This is a genomic window from Paenibacillus sp. CMAA1364 (assembly GCF_054373195.1).
Genome location: NZ_JBITNB010000015.1, coordinates 13931 through 34334 on the forward strand (window position 1 = coordinate 13931; position 20404 = coordinate 34334).

The following is a 20404-nucleotide window of genomic DNA, read 5'->3' on the forward strand; positions in this document are numbered from 1 at the left end:
GCTATTGCACCACCTAAACTGTAGATAGATCGGGAGGGAACGATAGCATGGAATTAAAAAGTTGGCATCAGATGGATGTGGAGGAACTACAGCATGTTATGGGTGTTCAACCACAGACAGGCCTTACCAAAGAAGAAGTAGAACATAAGAGGGCGAAGAGTGGTTTGAACGAATTGAGTGAAGGCAAGCGGGTTTCTCCTGTTATTCTTTTATTGAACCAGTTCAAAGATTTCATGGTTGTTGTATTAATGGCAGCGACTTTATTGTCAGCCGTACTAGGTGAGTATCTGGATGCGATAACTATTCTCGCCATTATTATTCTAAACGGGGTACTTGGATTTATTCAAGAATTCCGAGCGGAACGCTCCCTAAGAGCGCTGAAGAAATTATCTGCTCCAAGTGCAAAGGTATTACGTGGTGGAAAGTTAGATGTTATATCAACAAGCTTACTTGTACCAGGAGATATCGTTCTGTTGGAAAGTGGTGATCGTGTTCCAGCGGATGTGCGTTGGATTGAGACGAATATCTGTAACGTGGAAGAATCTGCACTTACGGGTGAATCTTTACCGGTATCTAAACACTGTCAAGTGATCTGTGAAGATGACGTTCCACTGGGTGATCAGAAGAATATGGGATTCATGGGAACGATGGTGACTAGAGGCACGGCAAAAGGAATTGTCATCCGTACAGGAATGGATACGGAAATGGGGAAGATTGCCGATCTAATTCAAAGTACAGAGTCCCAAGAGACGCCATTACAACACAGATTAGAACAACTTGGCAAAATACTTATTATCGTTGCGTTAGCCCTAACCATTATGGTCGTTGTAGCAGGTATTCTACACGGACAGCCTCTCATGAGTATGTTGATGATCGGAGTCAGTCTAGCCGTTGCAGCTATACCAGAGGGGTTACCAGCTATCGTTACGGTTGCGCTCGCCCTAGGTGTACAACGTATGATCAAGCGCAGAGCCATTGTTCGTAAATTACCCTCTGTTGAGACACTTGGTTGTGCATCCGTTATCTGTTCAGACAAGACTGGGACATTAACTCAGAATAAAATGACGGTTACTGCTGTATGGGTGGAAGGACGGACGCTGGAAGTGACGGGGGATGGGTATGCACCACTTGGATTGATTCTAGAGAATCAGCATCCCGTTGATCTGAAACATGATCAAGGTTTGCGTCGCCTACTCCAGATCGGAGCTTTGTGTAATAATGCTGAGATTGTGGAGAGTGTACCAGATGAGCTACGTAGCAAGAAGAAGATGAAAGAGGAAGCTATGGCTTCTACTTGGGATCTAAAAGGCGATCCTACCGAGGGAGCGCTCGTGGCTCTTTCATCTAAGATGGGATTGTCACCTCACTCCTTAGGTGGTCTATATCAGAGAGAGCAAGAATTCCCATTCGATTCAGAACGTAAGCTCATGTCTGTTATCGTCAAGCATCAAGGAGGAAGGCTGCTGTATACAAAAGGTGCGCCTGACGTATTGCTTCATCAATGCACTTATATATTGTGGGGTGGTAAAGTTGTTCCGCTAACGGGCACGCTTCGGCAACATGTGTTGACTGCGAATGAAGCCATGGCTTCGGGTGCCTTACGTGTTCTTGGAACAGCCTATCGGGAATTGCGAGCACAGGAGAGAGTGGAAAGTGACCTGCAGGCAGAATCCCAACTTGTCTTTGTTGGACTTGCAGGTATGATTGATCCGCCACGACGTGAAGTTCGAGATGCTATAGCAACATGTCGTCGTGCGGGAATTAAGACCGTGATGATTACAGGAGATCATGGCACCACTGCAGAAGCCATTGCGCATCAACTGGGCATTCTGCCAAGAGGCGGACTCTCTCTTAGTGGACAGGAATTGACTAAACTCAGTGATGAACAGCTAGATACTCAGGTGGATCAGATCTATGTGTATTCCCGTGTATCTCCAGAGCATAAATTACGAATTGTGAAATCGTTGCAACGAAAAGGACATGTCGTTGCTATGACAGGTGATGGTGTGAATGATGCACCAGCGATCAAGGCGGCGGATATCGGTATATCGATGGGTATAACCGGCACGGATGTGACTAAAGAAGCTTCTTCCTTAATTCTCAGTGATGATAATTTCTCGACCATTGTGTCTGCTATTGAAGAAGGGCGTAATATTTATGAGAACATCCGTAAGTTCATCCGTTATTTATTAGCTTCAAATGTAGGCGAGATCCTTACCATGTTTTTTGCGATGATGCTGGCATTGCCTCTTCCGTTACTACCTATTCAGATTCTATGGGTCAATCTCGTAACGGATGGATTACCAGCAATGGCCTTAGGTGTAGATCAGCCAGAGAAAGATCTGATGGAGCATAAACCTCGTGGTGCGAAAGAAAATATATTTGCTCGTCGACTGGGTTGGAAAATAATAAGTCGAGGTGTGCTTATTGGTTTATGTACATTAGGCGCATTCTGGCTAACATACCGAATCTCGCCAGAGCAACCAGGGCAACTATTGAAGGCCCAGTCTGTCGCCTTTGCTACATTGGTTATGGCGCAATTATTCCATGTGTTTGACTGTCGTAGTTCACGTTCTGTGTTTCATCGTAATCCATTTCAGAATAAATACTTGATTCTAGCCGTATTATCATCTGTCCTTCTGATGTTAGGCGTGTTCTATATTGAGCCTCTTCAGCCGATATTCAAGACGGTACCTCTTGGATTACGTGAATGGGCACTTACACTTGTAGCAGCAGGTATCCCTACATTCTTGATGGGAGCGGGAAGTGTATGGGGAGGAAGAAAACAAAAACGTAATCATGCACAACGAATTATTGCAAAAAGTACAAACATTTAAGCACAAAGTGAATAGATTGATCCTGCGGGAATACGTTATGCTTAATTGCAATAATGTATTCCCTGTAGGAGGTTAAGGCTAATGGAATTCACAAAAATGCATGGACTAGGCAATGATTTTATTATTATATATGGAGAAAAAGAGTTACCTAATAATGCAAATGAGTTAGCTGTTCATTTATGCAATCGATATATGGGTATAGGAGCAGATGGGCTTGTCTTTATTGTCGAGTCCAAGATGGCAGATTTTCAAATGATCATTATTAACTCAGATGGTTCAATGGCAGAACAATGTGGAAATGCGATTCGCTGTGTTGCCAAGTATGTATTTGATCGCGGATATATAAGTGGAAATGAACTAACGATTGAAACGATTGGAGCCGGTGTGCAACAGGTTCGCCTGTTCATCCAAGATGGACGTGTTCATAAAGTAATGGTAGACATGGGAGAACCCATACTCGATGGAAACTCCATACCAACGACACTTTCTTTAGATCCAATCGTAGATTATCCGTTAACGATCATGGAAAGAGAGTTTCGAGTTAACGCAGTATCTATGGGTAATCCTCATTGTATAATTTATGTTGAAGATGCTGCATCTTTTGAAATAGAGAATTGGGGGCCACAAATTGAGGTTCATCCCATGTTTCCTCGAAAAGTAAATGTGGAATTTGTTACGGTGCTTAATCGCAACCATGTGGATATGCGCGTGTGGGAACGTGGCGTTGGACCCACGCTTGCGTGTGGAACGGGAGCTTGTGCCACGCTTGTATCGTCTGTTCTGAATGGAATGACAGACCGATCAGCGACGATTAGCCTTGCGGGTGGCGACTTATTCATTGAGTGGAATGAGGCGGATAACCATGTGTACATGACTGGGTGCGCCGCAGAAGTATATACCGGATGGATCTGTTTGTAGCGGACTAGAATGCACTCTTTTGTGAAACTATCATTTTTTCATAGGAAAATGCTTATCTTTCATAGTGATGTATGATACATTTATACGAAACAATGTTGATGATGGAGGGTAATCATGAAGCCAGATTTGCGAAAGGCATTAGAGAATAATGTGCTTATCGGGGATGGTGCGATGGGTACTTACCTATACCAGATGGGATTTCCTGTTGGAATATCTTATGAAGAACTTAACCTCACTTCACCTGATGTCATTGCGGATGTACATCGTCGTTATAGGGCAGCAGGAGCACAAGTGTTGGAATCGAACACCTTCTCTGCTAACTATGATAAGTTGTCCAAATATGGGTTGGAAGCCAAAGTTGAAGAGATTAACCGAGCAGGAGTTCGGATCGCTAGAGATGCAGCTGGATCTGAAGGTTATGTCGTAGGGGCTGTAGGTTCAATCCGCGGTGGCAAGCGCACGAATGTTTCTACGAAAGAACTAAAGAAATATTTCGAACAACAAATATCTATTCTTCTTGATGAGGGTGTAGATGGTATATTGCTAGAAACATTCTATGATGTAGAAGAAATACTTATTGCTCTTTCCAGAGTTCGTAAATTAAGTAATATTCCTGTCATTTGCCAGTTTGCTGTTGAGGATGTGGCGAGAACTTTAGATGGATATACGATGCCCGAAGCATTTCAGATTCTACAGCAAGAAGGCGCAGATATCATTGGGTTCAATTGTCGTACAGGGCCTAATGGCATTATGCGTGCGGTGGAGACCCTCAGTGGCCAATTAACGGTTCCAGTGTCCGTATTTCCTAATGCCGGTGTGGCAGATCTAGTAGACGGTGAGATTCGCTATACAGCAACGCCTGAATACTTCGGGGAAATGGCCGTGCGATTTGCAGATATGGGTGTTCGGATTGTAGGGGGATGTTGTGGGACAACACCGGAACATATTACAGCAATATCGCATGCTTTAAAAGGTTATGTTCCTAAACCGATTGATAAGAATGCTGTATATAAAATAGCTACACCCGTCGTAACATACGACTATATTGAGAGCGGATCTAATGATCAGGATGATGAACCAACAATCGTTGATCTTGTGAAGCAACGGCATACCGTTATCGTGGAACTTGATCCACCTCGTGATTTAGATATCAAGAAATTTATGCGTGGAGCCGAGGCGTTGAAAAAATCTGGTTGTGATGCTTTGACATTAGCTGATAACTCCCTCGCAGTTACACGTATGAGTAATATGGCGTTAGGGTATCTCGTTCAAGATCAGATTGGAATTCGTCCACTTATTCATATCGCTTGTCGCGATCGCAATTTGATTGGAACGCAATCTCATCTTATGGGCTTTGATGCACTAGGTATTGATCATGTCCTAGCAGTAACAGGGGATCCGGCGAAGTTCGGTGATTTACCTGGATCTAGTTCTGTATACGACCTTACCTCTTTCGAGATTATTCGTATGATTAAACAGCTGAATGAAGGCATCGCGTTCTCTGGGAAACCATTGAAACAAAAGGCCAAGTTCATGGTTGGAGCAGCATTTAACCCGAACGTCAAACATTTGGATAAAGCCGTGCAACGATTGGAAAAGAAGATTGCCGCAGGTGCAGATTATATCATGACTCAACCTGTCTATGATCCGAAATTAATCATTGCGATTAAAGAAGCCACTGCACATTTAGATACACCAATCTTTCTAGGTATTATGCCGCTTGCAAGTGGTAGAAATGCTCAATATCTTCATAATGAAGTTCCAGGTATTCTGCTATCTGAAGAGGTTCTTGCGCGTATGGCTGGATTAGAAGGTGAAGAAGGAAGAGCGATGGGTGTTTCTATTGCGAAAGAGTTGATTGATGAAGCCATGAAACATTTTAATGGAATCTACATTATGACACCATTTTTATTTTATGAGATGAGTGTTCAATTGACAGAGTATGTATGGAAGAAGTCTGGACGTGAGCTCTCCCCCTTGTTTCGTTCATAGTTATCAATTACAATAGGTAGATGGATGTGGTGCCGATGTCATACAGTATGACCGGATTCGGTCAATCGAGTCTGCAATTTGCAGGTTATAAGGTAGGAATTGAGATCAAATCGGTGAATCATCGTTACTGTGAAGTTGTACTTCGGCTGCCTCGGGAATGGACATGTTTCGAGGATGTTCTGAAAAGAACAGCGCAGCAGTACGTGAAGCGCGGAAGGATTGATATTCATATTCATAAAGAGGCGGAAATGGACAATGCAACAAGTGTTGCATTGAATCATTCCGCCGTTAAAGCGTATTTGCAAGCTGTTGAAGTGCTACATACCCAATATGGTCTGGAAGGTACATTGACAGTGAAGGATATACTTGCTTTGCCTAATAGTATTATTCCTGCAGAGCAGCTCCCCATCACGGATGACGTGGATATCGAGAAATGGGGCGAAGTTCTTCTGGAAGGACTTCATCTTTCCCTTGAAAGTCTGATGGTGATGCGTCGTAAGGAAGGGATACATTTAGCACAAGATATTGCACAGCGATTACAGCGATTGCAAGAATTGCATGATGAGATGGTAACCTTTGCTCCACATGTAGTGGAGGAACATCGCGCTAAACTTCGACAAAGACTATCTGAATTAGAGGATGCACCATTCACTCTTGATGAACACAAGCTTGGAATGGAGATTGCACTATATGCAGATCGATCTAATATTGATGAAGAGTTAATTCGACTTCAGAGTCATTTCGTGCAAAGTCAGGAATTACTTCTTGCCGAAGAAGCAGTGGGACGGAAATTAGACTTTCTGATTCAAGAGATGAACAGGGAAGTCAATACCATTGGTTCCAAAGCGAATCATCTTTCTATAGTGACCCGTGTTGTAGAAATGAAGGCGGAACTGGAGAAGATGAGGGAACAAACTGCAAATATTGAATAAGTAAGTGTGCATTTATGGACAGCATTGTGTCAAATGTATAGGGGGAAGAACTCAGATATGGCAATCGCAATTAAACTCATTAACATTGGCTTCGGGAATATCGTTTCAGCGAATCGTATTATTTCCATCGTTAGCCCAGAATCTGCACCGATCAAACGTATCATTCAAGAAGCTAGAGACCGGCATATGCTCATTGATGCAACTTACGGTCGACGTACAAGAGCGGTCATTATTACAGACAGCGATCATGTTATTTTGTCAGCAGTACAACCAGAGACAGTAGCTCATCGCTTATCTAGTAAAGATGATGACAATGACGAATAAGATGGAGAACAGAATGGTTAAAGGATTGTTAATTGTCTTATCAGGTCCTTCGGGAGTTGGTAAAGGAACGGTGTGCAATGCATTACGGGATAAAATGGATAATATAACATACTCAGTATCCGCAACAACACGTCTTCCTCGCTTGGGTGAAGAGAATGAAGTCAATTATTTCTTCAAGACGCGTGAACAATTCGAGAATATGATAGAGAATGATCAATTGCTCGAATATGCTGAATATGTTGGTAACTATTATGGAACACCTCGTGATTTTGTGGAAAAGACGCTTCAGAGCGGTAAAGATATCATTCTTGAAATTGAAGTGCAAGGTGCGCTGAAAGTGAAAGAAAAGTTCCCAGAAGGTGTCTTCATATTCTTACTTCCACCATCATTAGATGTACTGGAAGATCGGATTAAAGGACGTGGAACAGAAAGCCAGGTTACAATCAATAACAGACTTGCCGTTGCGCTTGATGAGATTAATCTGTTGGAGCATTATGACTACGCTGTAGTGAATGATCAGATTGATCAAGCATGCAAACGAATAGAATCTATTGTAATAGCCGAACATTGTAAGGTTAGAAGTAGTGATAGCTAAATCTGCTACCATAGAACTTCAATAAAAAAGAAGAGGTGTCCTATCATGTTATATCCTTCCATCGATGCGATGATGAACAAAGTTGATAGTAAGTATTCGTTAGTGGTAGCTTCTTCCCGTCGTGCTAGACAATTACGTGAAGGCGGAAAGACGATGTTGAGCGCGCCGAAATCACATAAGAATGTAGGGGTAGCTCTTGAAGAGATCTACGCAGATATGATCGTGATTGTACCTGGTACAGAAGAAGAAAACAACAAATAATTGTAATAATACATTAGAATAACAAGTTGTTGTAAAGTTGCACATAAAGGTTCATTACTCAACAACCGTAAGGTTGTTGTTTTTTTTTTGTATTCCAGATGAAAGGCGGGAGTGCACATGTTGCATGGTAAAAAAATAGTGTTGGGTGTTACAGGAGGAATTGCTGCATATAAAGCGGCAACGCTAGTTAGTCAGCTTGTACAAAAAGGTGCGGATGTACATGTGATCATGACAACTTCAGCGCAACAATTCATAACGGAGTTAACCTTACAAACACTGTCCAAGAATCTGGTATATAGTGATACTTTCGATGAGCGAGAGCCTTCTGTAGTGTCACATATTCATCTAGCAGATGTAGCCGATTTAGTTATCATTGCACCTGCAACAGCAAATATCATTGCCAAAATGGCTCATGGATTTGCAGATGATATGTTATCCACAACATTATTAGCAACGACAGCACCCGTTATGGTAGCACCGGCGATGAATGTACATATGTATCAACATCCAGCTGTTATTGAGAATATGAGGATTCTTCGAACGCGCGGGGTGTCTTTTATCGAACCAGGAGAGGGATTATTAGCTTGTGGATATGTTGGTAAAGGGCGAATGGAGGAACCAGAGAATATCATTACTATGATTGAGGCGTTCTTCTCGGGCTCAACAACTCAACAATCGCGGCTTCTAGAAGGTAAAAAGGTTGTAGTAACTGCAGGCGGGACAATAGAGAGAATTGACCCTGTTCGCTATATTACAAATGATTCATCAGGTAAAATGGGTGTGGCTATTGCCAAGGCAGCTCATGAGATGGGAGCGGAAGTTACGCTTGTAGCAGGACATATAGATGTAGCACCACCTATCGGTATTCATGTTATTCCTGTCCAATCTGCTCAGCACATGTATGATGCTGTCATGACGGTATGGGAGGACTGTGATGTCTTGATTAAAGCGGCTGCTGTAGCGGATTATCGCCCCCGAGATGTAGCGGAACGCAAAATGAAGAAGTCGGGAGATAGGTTGAGCTTGGAATTAGTGAAGAGTATAGATATATTGGAACAGCTAGGCACCTTGAAAAAACAACAATTTCTTATCGGTTTCGCAGCTGAGACGAATGACATAGAGAAATATGCCCGTGAGAAATTGGCTCGCAAAAACTGTGATTTGATGGTTGCTAATGACGTGACGATAGAAGGTGCAGGATTTCGTTCGGACACGAATATTGTACAGATTTACGACGCTCATGGATTGGTAGAACAATTGCCAACACTCTCCAAAGAGGAAGTTGCCCAACGTTTGCTCACGATAACGGCTACACGTATAGGTAGAGTACAGTCTTGATGGAAATAGCGAAGGTCATTGTCGATGTATCGGTCAAGGCAACGGATCGACCATTTGATTATTTGATTCCTGAATCGATGCAAGATTGGGTGGAAGTGGGGAGCCGAGTAGGGGTACCTTTTGGACATCGTACAGTTCAAGGATTCGTCGTATCCATTCACCCACAGGTGGAGATAGAATCTTTTAAAATGAAGCCTATACAAGAAGTGCTTGATCTGATTCCTCCCCTCTCAGAAGAATTGGTAGAGTTGGCCCAGTGGATGAGTCAGCAATACGCCTGTCGCCTCATTACAGCGCTTCAGGTGATGATTCCGACGGCGCTAAAAGGAAAAGCGGAACGATATATATCTGTGGCTAACCAAGATATTGATCCAATCGTGGAAAGTGATTCTGGTCTTGCATTATTTGAAGAACAATCATTTCGTGGTCGAGATGAAGATGAGATTCTTATATATGTTAAACGCAAAGCTGAAGTGACGATGCAACAACTAAGGAATGCTTTTCCTGATGCGAGTGTTGCGATCAAATCTTTACTTCGCAGAGGTATGCTGCAAGAGAATCAATATATTAAAGATAAGTTACAGAAGAAAACGATTAAAGCTGTTGATTTAGTATTCAGTGTTGACGAGACGCAAGATATTATGAATCAATTCTCAACGAAGGCGCTTCGGCAAAAAGAAGTGCTTCAATTCATTCTGGATTCGAAGGATCTTCTTCCATTATCTATGAAAACAATCATTTCTGCTCTACAAGTGACTTCGAGTACAGTGAAGACTCTTGCGGATAAAGGATATGTCAGAATGTTGGATATAGAGGTATCACGTGACCCTTATGCAGGTCGTCAATTTAAATCAACTACACCACTTATATTTACGGAAGAGCAACAACATGCTTATGACCGTATTATTCAACCGTTAGATGATCAGATACATGATGTATTCTTATTACATGGTGTGACAGGTAGTGGGAAGACGGAAATTTACTTACAAAGTATACAGCGTTGTCTGGAACAAGATAGACAAGCTATCGTACTTGTGCCTGAGATCTCCTTGACACCTCAAATGGTTGAACGTTTCAAGGGGAGATTCGGAAATCTAGTAGCTGTCATGCACAGCCGGTTGTCTGCAGGAGAACGGTATGATGAATGGCGCAAAATACGTGAAGGGAAAGCTACTGTCGTGGTAGGCGCCCGATCCGCGGTATTTGCTCCGTTTACAAATCTAGGATTAATTATTGTGGATGAGGAGCATGAGACATCTTACAAGCAAGAAGAAAATCCGAAATACCATGCAAGAAATGTTGCTGTTCATCGTGCTAAGCAGCTTGGTGCTGTAGTTGTTCTAGGTTCAGCGACACCATCGCTAGAGACATATCATGCAGCTAAATCGAAATCGAATCCGAATTTCTCACCATGGCTACTTGAGATGCCTACGAGAGCATTAGGAAATAAACTACCTGAGGTTCAGATCGTAGATATGCGAGAGGAATTACGAGTTGGGAATCGATCCATGTTCAGTCGTGGCCTACATGAGGCGATTATCAAACGATTAGAAAATAAAGAACAGATGGTGCTGTTGTTGAATAGAAGAGGTTATTCTACATTCGTCATGTGCCGTGGTTGCGGTTATGTTGCGGGGTGTTCAGAATGTGATATTTCATTAACATACCATCAGAAGTCGAATCATTTACGGTGCCATTACTGTGGTCATGCGGAGCCCGCACCACAGGTATGCCCCGACTGTGGAAGCGAACATATACGTTTCTTTGGTACGGGTACACAGCGTGTTGAGGAGGAACTAGCCAAGTTATTCCCAGGCATTCGTGTCATTCGAATGGATGTTGATACGACAACAGAAAAGGGTTCACATGAGAAGTTGTTGAAACAATTTGGAGATCGTAAAGCGGATGTCCTACTTGGAACTCAAATGGTTGCGAAGGGGTTGGACTTCCCAGATGTCACCTTAGTGGGTGTCATTACAGCGGATTCAGCGCTTAACCTTCCAGATTTCCGTGCGGCAGAGAAGACATTTCAACTGTTAACTCAAGTTGCCGGACGTGCAGGTCGTCATCATTTGCCTGGTGAAGTATTTATCCAGTCTTATACACCTGAGCATTATTCCATCGTGCATGCTAGCAGTCATAATTACACCTCATTTGTAAGAGATGAATTTCGTCACCGTCAAGCGCTACATTATCCGCCCTATTGTCGGTTAATTCTTGTTACTATGTCGCACGAACAACTTCCGTTATTGTTGAGAATGGCGGAGAATATGGCTATGACAATGCAAGGAAAGGCTAGACAACGCGGTTGGTTCGGCAATCTTGATCGATTAACCCCGGACGCATTAGATATTCTTGGGCCTGTAGCCTCACCGATCCCTAGGATTAAGAATAGATACAGATTCCAATGTATGATAAAATGGCGTGGGAACATTGATGCGATTGGACTCGTTCTGGATGCTGCTCAGCAGATAGAAGATTCTGTTCATGATAAAAATCTTCAAATTAGTATCGACATTGATCCCCAAATGTTAATGTAAGGTACTCATGATATGACAATAACGTACAATAATATATAACAACGGTTAAGGAAGGTGTTCAATTCATGTCTATTCGAATTATTGTGTTAGAACCTGATGAAGTGCTTCATCAAATAGCTAAAGAAGTTAAGAGCATTACACCAAATGTGAAGAAATTGCTGAATGATATGGCAGATACGATGTATGATGCTGAGGGCGTAGGTCTAGCTGCACCCCAAGTCGGTATTTTGAAAAGATTAATAGTGATTGATGTTGGGGATGAGAATGAATTAATCCAAATGATTAATCCTGAATTAGTATCCTCTGAAGGAGAACAGTTCGGTCCTGAAGGTTGCCTTAGTATTCCAGGGGTGAACGGTGATGTTCGTCGTGCCGAGACGGTGACAGTCAAGGGGCTAAATCCAGAGGGAGAAGAAATCATGATCACAGGAAGTGGGCTATTAGCCCGTGCGTTCTTGCATGAAATCGATCATCTTAATGGTGTAATCTTCACGGATATCGCCGAGAGTGTATACGAGGTTACTGCCGAACGACTAGGGAAGGAATGATCAACACATGAATATCATATTTATGGGGACTCCGAATTTCGCCGTTCCTAGTCTGCGCATGTTGCTGGAAGAAGGACATCATGTTGTGGCCGTCGTGACACAACCCGATCGTCCACAAGGTCGCAAGCGGATTCTAACTCCAACGCCAGTGAAGGAAGTTGCTCTGGAATACGGAATTCCCGTGTTACAACCTGTACGTATGCGCAATACAGAAGCTGTGGATGAACTGGCAACTTATCAACCAGATTTGATCGTGACAGCAGCATATGGACAAATTCTTCCCATAGCTGTATTAGACCTACCATCTCGTGGATGTGTGAATATCCATGGTTCCTTGCTGCCTAAGTATAGAGGAGGGGCTCCTATTCAGCGTTCTATTATGAATGGTGAAGCTGTTACAGGCGTGACATTGATGTATATGGCTGAGGGTCTAGACACAGGAGATATGATTGCCCAGGTAGAGGTCACTATTGAGGAAGAAGACACTTCGGGAACGATATTCGAGAAATTGAGTCTCGTGGGTGCTTCCTTGCTTAAGGATCAGTTGCCTAATCTTCTTACAGGGGAAGTGAAGAGAATACCTCAGAACGATCTTGAAGCTACCTACTCTCCTAATCTTAAACGTGAGGACGAACAAATAGACTGGAATCGTAGTTCACGCGATATTTATAATCAGGTAAGAGGCCTGGTTCCCTTTTCGGGGGCTTTCTGCATATGGGAAGGTGAGGTGTTCAAAGTATGGGCAACCTCAATGAATGTTGAATCCTCATCCACTGAATCCGTAGATGCAGGTACAGTTCTGAATCTTAATGAACAAGGCATTGAAGTGAAGACGGGGGACGGATCGATCTGGCTTACTAGCATTCAGCCAAGTGGCAAAAAAGTGTTAGAGGCAAAAGCATTTATCCGTGGGACCAGTATGGTTCAAGGAACGGTGTTGTTATGAGTAAAGATCGTAGACCGGCTAAAGGTCATCAATGGACCGCACGAGAACTAGCTATGGATGTATTAACAAAGGTTGAAGAAGAAGGGGCTTATAGTAATTTGCAATTAAATGCAGGATTACAACGAGCCTCATTCATCAAAGAGGATGCTGCTCTTGCTACAGAGTTAGTATATGGTACAATTGCGCGTCTGAACACGCTGGACTACTTCTTGAGACGTTATGTAACTAAAGGGATGGACAAGCTGCAGCCCTGGGTCCGTAATTTATTGCGAATCAGTCTATATCAATTCATGTATTTAGATCGTATACCACCACATGCTGTAGTCAATGAGGCTGTCAATATTGCCAAGAATAGAGGACACCAAGGTATTTCTGGTATGGTCAATGGTGTGTTGCGAAGCATATTGCGTAGTATAGATGAGTTGGTACTACCTGAGGACCTTGAGCCAGCTATGAGAATATCATTACAACACTCGCATCCCAAATGGCTAGTTAAACGTTGGATAGCGCAGTATGGGGAACAGATAGCTGAGAATATATGTGCTGCGAATAATGAACCACCATCCATTAGTGTGCGTGTAAATACAATGATGATTAGTCGCGAACAATTGCTTCTGGATATGGGGAAGCAAGGTGTCGTAGCCATTCCTTCCCCATTAACCGCGGAAGGAATTCTTGTCACGAGCGGTGGGAATATGGCTTTGACAGCGTGGTATCGCGAAGGAATATTATCCGTGCAAGATGAAAGTTCCATGTTAGTCGCAGATGCTGTTGGTCCTAAGCCAGGCATGAGGGTATTGGATTGCTGTGCTGCTCCCGGAGGTAAGACAGCTCATATGGCAGAATTAATGAAGGATGAAGGCACCATTGTTGCTAATGATCTATATCCGCATAAAGAAGTGTTAATCCGCCAACAAGCCGATCGATTAGGATTAACGTCGATTAAGACGACAATCGGGGACGCATTGGAATTGCAAGACAAATACCAAGAAGGATCGTTTGATCGTATTCTTGTGGATGCTCCTTGTTCGGGGCTTGGTGTTATTCGTCGGAAGCCTGATCTGAAATGGGTCAAGACAAAAGAGGATATTGAGAAGATTGCCATTGTGCAGTGTGAGTTGTTAGAGCGTATTTCTCCGTTGTTGCGAGTGGGTGGTATTCTAGTATATAGCACCTGTACGATAGACCGTATAGAGAATGAAGAAATGGTGCAACAATTCTTAGCTAAGCATCCGCAATTCGAAATGGCGACAGATGATCCAGTATCTTGGAAAAATCTGAATAGCAATACGTTATCTCGTGGCGTAGGATTACAGATATTACCTCAGGATTTCAAAAGTGATGGATTTTTTATTGCAAGAATTCAAAGAATCTCCTAAAATGGGGAGATCAATATCAACAGTTGTGTATCCTCTTAACCCGCTGGGCATAAGCTATAGCGGGTTTTCTCTTTTAATATCACTTTTATTTGTGTTAAAATAGGAAGAATGAGAGATGATATGCATATGAATAAAATAAGCGGGTGGGAAAACATGAAACCATTTATATATGATTATAGTCTAGAAGAGCTACAAGAATGGGCTAAAGAGAACGGCGAATCTACTTTTCGAGGCGGTCAGATTTTTGACTGGGTATACGTAAAAAGAGTCAACTCTTTTCAAGACATGAATAATTTGTCCAAGGAATTACGCCAAAAGCTAGAGGATCAATTTCAATTTGTAACACTGAGCGAAATCACGAAATTTGAATCCAAGGATGGGACTGTTAAATTTTTGTTTGGTCTACACGATGATCATGCGATTGAGACCGTTATTATGAAACATAATTATGGAAACAGCGTCTGTGTGACAACGCAAGTGGGTTGCCGAGTTGGATGTACATTCTGTGCATCTACATTAGGTGGTTTAAAGAGAGACTTAACGGCTGGCGAAATTGTTGCACAAGTCGTCCAAGCTCAAAAGATATTGGATGAAAAAAATGAACGTGTTAGTAGTATCGTCATTATGGGCACAGGAGAACCTTTTGAAAACTATGATGCATCGATGAAGTTTCTAAGAATAATGATTCATGAGAAAGGTTTGAATATTGGTCAGCGGCACATTACGGTATCTACCAGTGGGATTGTTCCTAATATTTATAAATTCGCTGATGAGAATACCCAAATTAACCTTGCGATTTCTATTCATGCACCTAACGATGCTTTAAGATCGAAGTTAATGCCTGTGAATCGACGTTTTCCTTTTGCAGATGTGATGGAGTCCTTGCGATATTATCTAGCCAAGACAGGTCGCAGAATTTCATTTGAATATGCGTTAATCGGTGGCGTTAATGATCAGCCGGAGCATGCTCAAGAGCTAGCGGATGTAATCAAGGATATGCTATGCCATGTCAATCTCATTCCAGTCAACCATGTGCCAGAGCGTAAATATGTACGTACATCACGCAGTGATATTTTCCAATTTCAAAGAATACTTGCAGATAACGGAGTGAATGTGACCATTCGCCGTGAACAAGGCCATGATATTGCGGCCGCCTGTGGACAGCTACGGGCTAAGCATATGGAGTTGAGGTGAGGTAATTGTGATCAAGTATGTACATGTTAGTCATATTGGTAACGTTCGGTCTATAAATGAAGATGCCGTGAATGTGAGTGTAACTAGTTCTGGATACACCCTTGGAATTCTTGCAGACGGTATGGGTGGTCATATGGCTGGAGAAAAGGCAAGCCAGCTTGCTGTGGATACTGTATTAGCAGATTTATCGTCTCTTGAGAAAGGGATGTCTTCTAATGCTCTTCATGCGGCTCTTAGTGATGCCATTCTTCATGCGAACCACGTTGTACATCAAGAAGCTTCTAACAATCCACAGTGCCATAATATGGGGACAACGATTGTCGTCATATTACTAGACGGTGCTTCAGGCTGGATTGGACATATAGGGGACAGTCGTGCCTATAAAGTGACAGAGGGCAAGGCTGTACAGTTGACAGATGATCATACGCTTGTGAATGAATTGTATAAGAATGGACAGCTAACAGAATCAGAATTAGAGACGCATCCAAGACGGAATGTTCTTACGAAAGCATTGGGCACGGACACCGAAGTCACAGCAGAATTCGATCACGTAACACTTGCCGAACAGGAAGTACTCCTTCTATGCAGTGATGGTCTTAGCAATATGGTGAACAATAAATATTTGGGTCAAATTGCTGGGCTACAGGAAATACCACTAGAAGAACGAGCAGAACGGTTATTGCAATTAGCGCTTCTTGCAGGTGGCGATGATAATATTACAATGGCCCTGTTTGAACTTCAAGATGAAGCCGTAGTGGAACGCATAAAGGAGAGGGAGTCATGATTGGGCACGAGTTAGGCGGTCGGTATGAGATTATTGAGCGAATCGGCGCAGGTGGTATGGCGCTCGTATACAAAGCTCACGATATTTTGTTAGGCCGTAACGTTGCCATTAAAGTGCTGCGCCAGCAGTTCGTGGATGATGATGAATTTATTCGCCGCTTTCGCAGAGAGGCACAATCGGCCGCTTCTTTGTCGCATGCGAACGTAGTTAATATTTATGATGTAGGACAAGAAGATGAAATACATTATATTGTAATGGAATATATAGAAGGACACAACTTGAATGAAATCATCAAGGAGCGTGCTCCATTACAGGTTGAAGAGTCAGTGCGTATTGCATCGCAAATTTGTGATGCACTTGATCATGCCCATCAGAACCAAATCATACATCGAGATATCAAGCCTCATAATATATTGATTGGTCGTAATGGTCGTGTGAAAGTAACGGACTTCGGTATTGCCCGTGCAGTCACATCAACAACGATTACACAAACGGGGTCAGTTCTTGGCTCGGTTCATTATTTCTCTCCTGAACATGCTAAGGGTGTTATAACGGGTGAGAAGTCGGATATATATTCACTTGGTATCGTATTATATCAAATGTTGACAGGTACTTTACCATTCTTAGGAGAAAGTCCAATTAGTGTAGCATTGAAACATTTACAAGAAGAGTTCGATGATCCTAAAAGTGTCAATCCACTTATTCCACAAAGTGTAGAGAATATCATTATGAAATCCATGCGTAAAAATCCCAGTGAACGCTATCATTCTGCTAAAGAAATGCTCAAGGATCTAGACACTTGTTTGCAACCTGAGCGTCGTAATGAACCTAAAATTATGTTTGCAGATGCTGATATAGATCAAACAAGGGCAATGCCTGCGATTAAACATATGAATAAAGAAGCCTCAACCATCAGAGCAAATAAATTATTTGACGAAGGTGAGGATGAGTTGACAGAGGTACAGCATAATAAGAAATGGGTTAAACCAACATTATTAATCAGTGTGATACTATTGATACTCATTGGTATGGTCGGAGTCATCTGGTATGTGAATCATAAATTTGTAGTTCCAGAAGTAACGATTCCTAATGTAATCAATGTCCAAGAAATCAAAGCAGTAGCTGATCTAACCGCACTCGGTATTGAGATTGAGGACCCTATCATTCGGACGTATAAAGAGGGCTTTGAAGAGGGTGTTGTATATGATCAGAGTAAGAAAGAAGGTACAATAGTTAAAAAGGGCGCAATGATCAGGTTGTTTGTTAGCACGGCTAAACCACTTGCTACTATGCCTTATGTTAAGGGTAAGACTTTTGATGAAGCTTCCAAAGAGCTTATTGCTATCAAGGTGAAAGAAAAGAGTATAAAAAAAGAGCTCAAGTATAATGACGAACCCGAAGGCACGATCATCGGACAAATACCGGAAGCTGATTCTCAATTTGATCCTGAAGATGTTGAAGTTGTTCTGACCGTTAGTCAAGGGCAAGAAACAATCGAAATGCCGGATCTCATCAATATGACTCGTAGTAAAGCTGAAAGTGAATTGAAAAAGCTTGGTTTAGTATTATTAGCTGTTGAAGAAGAACCAAGTTACAAGATAGAAGTAGGGAAAGTAGCGAGACAGTGGCCATACGATGCTAAAACGTCTGTAACCGTCGGGGAAGAAATTAAAATATTCGTAAGTACTGGTTACCCTCCGGAAGCTTTGAAGTATACGTTCAATCTACCTGTAGCGCCGGCTGTTGAGGGTCAGAACAGTAAGATTCGAATTGAATACTCTGATGCTCGTAATGATGATGGTGAGAAGAAGGATTGGGGCACAAAGACCATAACAACGACACAAGTATTCCCAGTTGAACTCGTTCTTGCACCTAACAAGGATGCGGTAGTATATCTGTCTCGAGATGGAGAGTATTTCGATACGTATCCAATCTCTTATACGGATGCGAAGAATGGTTTGGTTCAAGAAGTAGAGATTCCTCATAATGATCTGTTTCCTCCTGTTAGTGAAGGAAATACTGAGTCCGATCCTGACCCCGATAATGAAGATTAACATTTATGTTATATCTCATGATCTGAGTCCTTGTGAAAGTGAGGTCAATGTAACATGCCAGATGGTGTAATCATTAAAGCGTTAAGTGGTTATTATTACGTTAAGCCTATTGCCAATGGCAGAGCGGTAACGACAGAAGGACAACGTGCGATCCAATGTAGAGCGCGTGGTGTATTTAGAGAACGCGGCATTACTCCTTTGGTAGGAGACCATGTCGTATATTCTTTATCTGATCATGATGAGGGTACCGTGACTGAAGTTAAGCCACGGCACTCCCAGTTAATTCGACCACCAGTTGCTAATGTAGAATTTGCTGTTCTCGTATTTTCTTTACGTGAGCCAGATTTGAATTTGCCATTACTAGATAAGTTTCTTGTGCACATTGAACACTCGGGACTGAAGGCTATCATTTGTCTAACGAAGCAGGACTTGTTAGCGGGTGAGGCATTGGATAAGAAAGACCCTATTCATTTCGTACAGCAGCTTTATGAACAAATAGGGTACGAGGTGATTCTAACCAGTTCTCGTACGGGTATGGGACAAGATCAATTACGTGAACGTCTTGCGGGAAATATCAGTGTGTTTTCAGGGCAGTCAGGTGTGGGTAAGTCATCCTTACTTAATGCTCTGATGCCTAGTCTAGATTTGGAAACGAATGAGATAAGTATGAAGTTAGGTCGAGGTAAACACACCACTCGCCATGTTGAACTCATCGAATTGGATAACGGAGCATTCGTTGCAGATACGCCTGGATTTAGCCAATTGGATTTCCTTGAGATGGAAGTCGGAGATTTATCATCATGCTTTATTGAGTTTAAACCGTATTCAGATCATTGTAAATTTCGAGGATGTAGCCATCTACACGAACCGGGATGTAAGGTGATTGATGCTGTTAATGAAGGTGACATCTCACGAATTCGTTATGATAATTATGCGAATTTCTATGGAGAAATGAAGGATAAAAAACGGAGGTACTAATATATATGATCAAAATAGCCCCATCGATATTGTCAGCTGATTTTGCCAAATTAGGAATGGAAGTAGCCGAAGCAGAAGCAGGAGGAGCAGACTGGATCCATGTAGATGTTATGGACGGTCATTTTGTTCCGAATATTACGCTTGGTGCTCCTATTGTGAATGCTATTCAGTATCATACGAAGTTACCTCTTGATGTGCATCTTATGATCGAGAACCCGGAATTGTATGTGGCCGATTTCGCAAAAGCTGGTGCGAAGATAATTACGGTTCATGCAGAAGCTTGTACTCATTTACACCGTGTAGTGCATATGATTAAAGAGCTTGGCGTACAAGTTGGGGTTGCGATCAATCCTGGCACACCTGCGTCGGTCTTAGAGGAAGTATTGCCCGATCTGGATATGGTATTAGTGATGACTGTGAATCCGGGCTTTGGCGGGCAGACGTTCATCACGCGTACACTGCATAAAATACGCACAATACGTCAAATGTTAGATGAGGCCTCCTTGTTCGATGTGCATATTGAAGTAGATGGGGGAGTTACAGCGCAGACGGCACCACTTGTTGTTAAAGCAGGCGCAGATGTGCTAGTTGCAGGCAGTGCTGTGTTTGGACAAGCGGATAGAGCGTTAGCTATTTCACAGATTAGAAGTAGTGTGGAAGGTTAGTAGAAGTAGGGCTTTCTAAGTCATCCAATTTCTTGATATTCAAATTATGATTCCCCGAACAACACCTATAAGTCATAGGCCGTGTTGTCTTCGCATAAATATGGTTACATGAGCAGAAT

17 protein-coding genes are annotated in these 20404 nt (G+C 42.5%); all 17 read left to right on the forward strand.

The window, feature by feature from the left end; all coding sequences use genetic code 11:
- Positions 1 to 47: 47 nt before the first annotated feature.
- The 17 genes from ACH8E3_RS10445 to rpe all read left to right on the forward strand — a co-directional run bounded on the left by ACH8E3_RS10445 (position 48) and on the right by rpe (position 20285).
- On the forward strand, positions 48 to 2837 hold the full coding sequence (locus ACH8E3_RS10445; RefSeq protein ID WP_458632577.1) for a calcium-translocating P-type ATPase, SERCA-type: 2790 nt from the start codon (positions 48 to 50) through the stop codon (positions 2835 to 2837).
- An 81-nt stretch (positions 2838 to 2918) separates the two neighbouring features.
- Positions 2919 to 3755, forward strand: coding sequence for a diaminopimelate epimerase (dapF, locus tag ACH8E3_RS10450; protein WP_458632578.1), 837 nt, complete (start codon positions 2919 to 2921; stop codon positions 3753 to 3755).
- 114 nt (positions 3756 to 3869) lie between these two features.
- Positions 3870 to 5747, forward strand: a complete 1878-nt coding sequence (locus ACH8E3_RS10455) for a bifunctional homocysteine S-methyltransferase/methylenetetrahydrofolate reductase (protein WP_458632579.1) — start codon at positions 3870 to 3872, stop codon at positions 5745 to 5747.
- Positions 5748 to 5782: 35 nt separating this feature from the next.
- The gene (locus tag ACH8E3_RS10460) at positions 5783 to 6679 is read left to right on the forward strand and encodes a YicC/YloC family endoribonuclease (protein WP_458632580.1); all 897 of its coding nucleotides are present in this window, start codon (positions 5783 to 5785) and stop codon (positions 6677 to 6679) included.
- Positions 6680 to 6742: 63 nt separating this feature from the next.
- Positions 6743 to 7003, forward strand: coding sequence for an extracellular matrix/biofilm regulator RemA (remA, locus tag ACH8E3_RS10465; protein ID WP_006209218.1), 261 nt, complete (start codon positions 6743 to 6745; stop codon positions 7001 to 7003).
- 13 nt (positions 7004 to 7016) lie between these two features.
- Entirely contained in the window at positions 7017 to 7598 is a 582-nt protein-coding gene (gene gmk / locus ACH8E3_RS10470; RefSeq protein ID WP_458632622.1) for a guanylate kinase, read from the forward strand.
- A 45-nt stretch (positions 7599 to 7643) separates the two neighbouring features.
- On the forward strand, positions 7644 to 7859 hold the full coding sequence (gene rpoZ, locus ACH8E3_RS10475; RefSeq protein WP_458632581.1) for a DNA-directed RNA polymerase subunit omega: 216 nt from the start codon (positions 7644 to 7646) through the stop codon (positions 7857 to 7859).
- A 117-nt stretch (positions 7860 to 7976) separates the two neighbouring features.
- Positions 7977 to 9197: a bifunctional phosphopantothenoylcysteine decarboxylase/phosphopantothenate--cysteine ligase CoaBC gene (coaBC, locus tag ACH8E3_RS10480; RefSeq protein WP_458632582.1), complete on the forward strand. Its 1221-nt coding sequence runs from the start codon at positions 7977 to 7979 to the stop codon at positions 9195 to 9197.
- Positions 9197 to 11737, forward strand: coding sequence for a primosomal protein N' (priA, locus tag ACH8E3_RS10485; RefSeq protein ID WP_458632623.1), 2541 nt, complete (start codon positions 9197 to 9199; stop codon positions 11735 to 11737). Before coaBC ends, priA begins: the two co-directional genes overlap by 1 nt.
- 65 nt (positions 11738 to 11802) lie before the next feature.
- Positions 11803 to 12285 (forward strand): peptide deformylase, encoded by a 483-nt coding sequence (def, locus tag ACH8E3_RS10490; protein WP_458632583.1) that lies wholly within the window; start codon positions 11803 to 11805, stop codon positions 12283 to 12285.
- A gap of 7 nt (positions 12286 to 12292) precedes the next feature.
- A complete protein-coding gene (gene fmt, locus ACH8E3_RS10495; protein WP_458632584.1) occupies positions 12293 to 13231 on the forward strand; it encodes a methionyl-tRNA formyltransferase in 939 nt (312 codons plus the stop codon).
- The gene (gene rsmB, locus ACH8E3_RS10500; RefSeq protein ID WP_458632585.1) at positions 13228 to 14610 is read left to right on the forward strand and encodes a 16S rRNA (cytosine(967)-C(5))-methyltransferase RsmB; all 1383 of its coding nucleotides are present in this window, start codon (positions 13228 to 13230) and stop codon (positions 14608 to 14610) included. Before fmt ends, rsmB begins: the two co-directional genes overlap by 4 nt.
- 153 nt (positions 14611 to 14763) lie before the next feature.
- Entirely contained in the window at positions 14764 to 15804 is a 1041-nt protein-coding gene (gene rlmN / locus ACH8E3_RS10505; RefSeq protein WP_458632586.1) for a 23S rRNA (adenine(2503)-C(2))-methyltransferase RlmN, read from the forward strand.
- A gap of 7 nt (positions 15805 to 15811) precedes the next feature.
- Complete coding sequence (locus ACH8E3_RS10510; RefSeq protein WP_458632587.1) at positions 15812 to 16588, forward strand: Stp1/IreP family PP2C-type Ser/Thr phosphatase; 777 nt, start codon at positions 15812 to 15814, stop codon at positions 16586 to 16588.
- Complete coding sequence (gene pknB / locus ACH8E3_RS10515; RefSeq protein WP_458632588.1) at positions 16585 to 18642, forward strand: Stk1 family PASTA domain-containing Ser/Thr kinase; 2058 nt, start codon at positions 16585 to 16587, stop codon at positions 18640 to 18642. Before ACH8E3_RS10510 ends, pknB begins: the two co-directional genes overlap by 4 nt.
- A 54-nt stretch (positions 18643 to 18696) precedes the next feature.
- On the forward strand, positions 18697 to 19620 hold the full coding sequence (rsgA, locus tag ACH8E3_RS10520) for a ribosome small subunit-dependent GTPase A (protein ID WP_458632589.1): 924 nt from the start codon (positions 18697 to 18699) through the stop codon (positions 19618 to 19620).
- Positions 19621 to 19625: 5 nt separating this feature from the next.
- Complete coding sequence (gene rpe / locus ACH8E3_RS10525; RefSeq protein ID WP_458632590.1) at positions 19626 to 20285, forward strand: ribulose-phosphate 3-epimerase; 660 nt, start codon at positions 19626 to 19628, stop codon at positions 20283 to 20285.
- The last annotated feature ends 119 nt before the right edge of the window (positions 20286 to 20404 follow it).

Coding starts and splice junctions, on each gene's coding strand:
- ACH8E3_RS10445 (WP_458632577.1), top strand. CDS start 48: ATGGAATTAAAAAGTTGGCATCAGATGGATGTGGAGGAACTACAGCAT.
- dapF (WP_458632578.1), top strand. CDS start 2,919: ATGGAATTCACAAAAATGCATGGACTAGGCAATGATTTTATTATTATA.
- ACH8E3_RS10455 (WP_458632579.1), top strand. CDS start 3,870: ATGAAGCCAGATTTGCGAAAGGCATTAGAGAATAATGTGCTTATCGGG.
- ACH8E3_RS10460 (WP_458632580.1), top strand. CDS start 5,783: ATGTCATACAGTATGACCGGATTCGGTCAATCGAGTCTGCAATTTGCA.
- gmk (WP_458632622.1), top strand. CDS start 7,017: ATGGTTAAAGGATTGTTAATTGTCTTATCAGGTCCTTCGGGAGTTGGT.
- rpoZ (WP_458632581.1), top strand. CDS start 7,644: ATGTTATATCCTTCCATCGATGCGATGATGAACAAAGTTGATAGTAAG.
- coaBC (WP_458632582.1), top strand. CDS start 7,977: ATGTTGCATGGTAAAAAAATAGTGTTGGGTGTTACAGGAGGAATTGCT.
- priA (WP_458632623.1), top strand. CDS start 9,197: ATGGAAATAGCGAAGGTCATTGTCGATGTATCGGTCAAGGCAACGGAT.
- def (WP_458632583.1), top strand. CDS start 11,803: ATGTCTATTCGAATTATTGTGTTAGAACCTGATGAAGTGCTTCATCAA.
- fmt (WP_458632584.1), top strand. CDS start 12,293: ATGAATATCATATTTATGGGGACTCCGAATTTCGCCGTTCCTAGTCTG.
- rsmB (WP_458632585.1), top strand. CDS start 13,228: ATGAGTAAAGATCGTAGACCGGCTAAAGGTCATCAATGGACCGCACGA.
- rlmN (WP_458632586.1), top strand. CDS start 14,764: ATGAAACCATTTATATATGATTATAGTCTAGAAGAGCTACAAGAATGG.
- pknB (WP_458632588.1), top strand. CDS start 16,585: ATGATTGGGCACGAGTTAGGCGGTCGGTATGAGATTATTGAGCGAATC.
- rsgA (WP_458632589.1), top strand. CDS start 18,697: ATGCCAGATGGTGTAATCATTAAAGCGTTAAGTGGTTATTATTACGTT.
- rpe (WP_458632590.1), top strand. CDS start 19,626: ATGATCAAAATAGCCCCATCGATATTGTCAGCTGATTTTGCCAAATTA.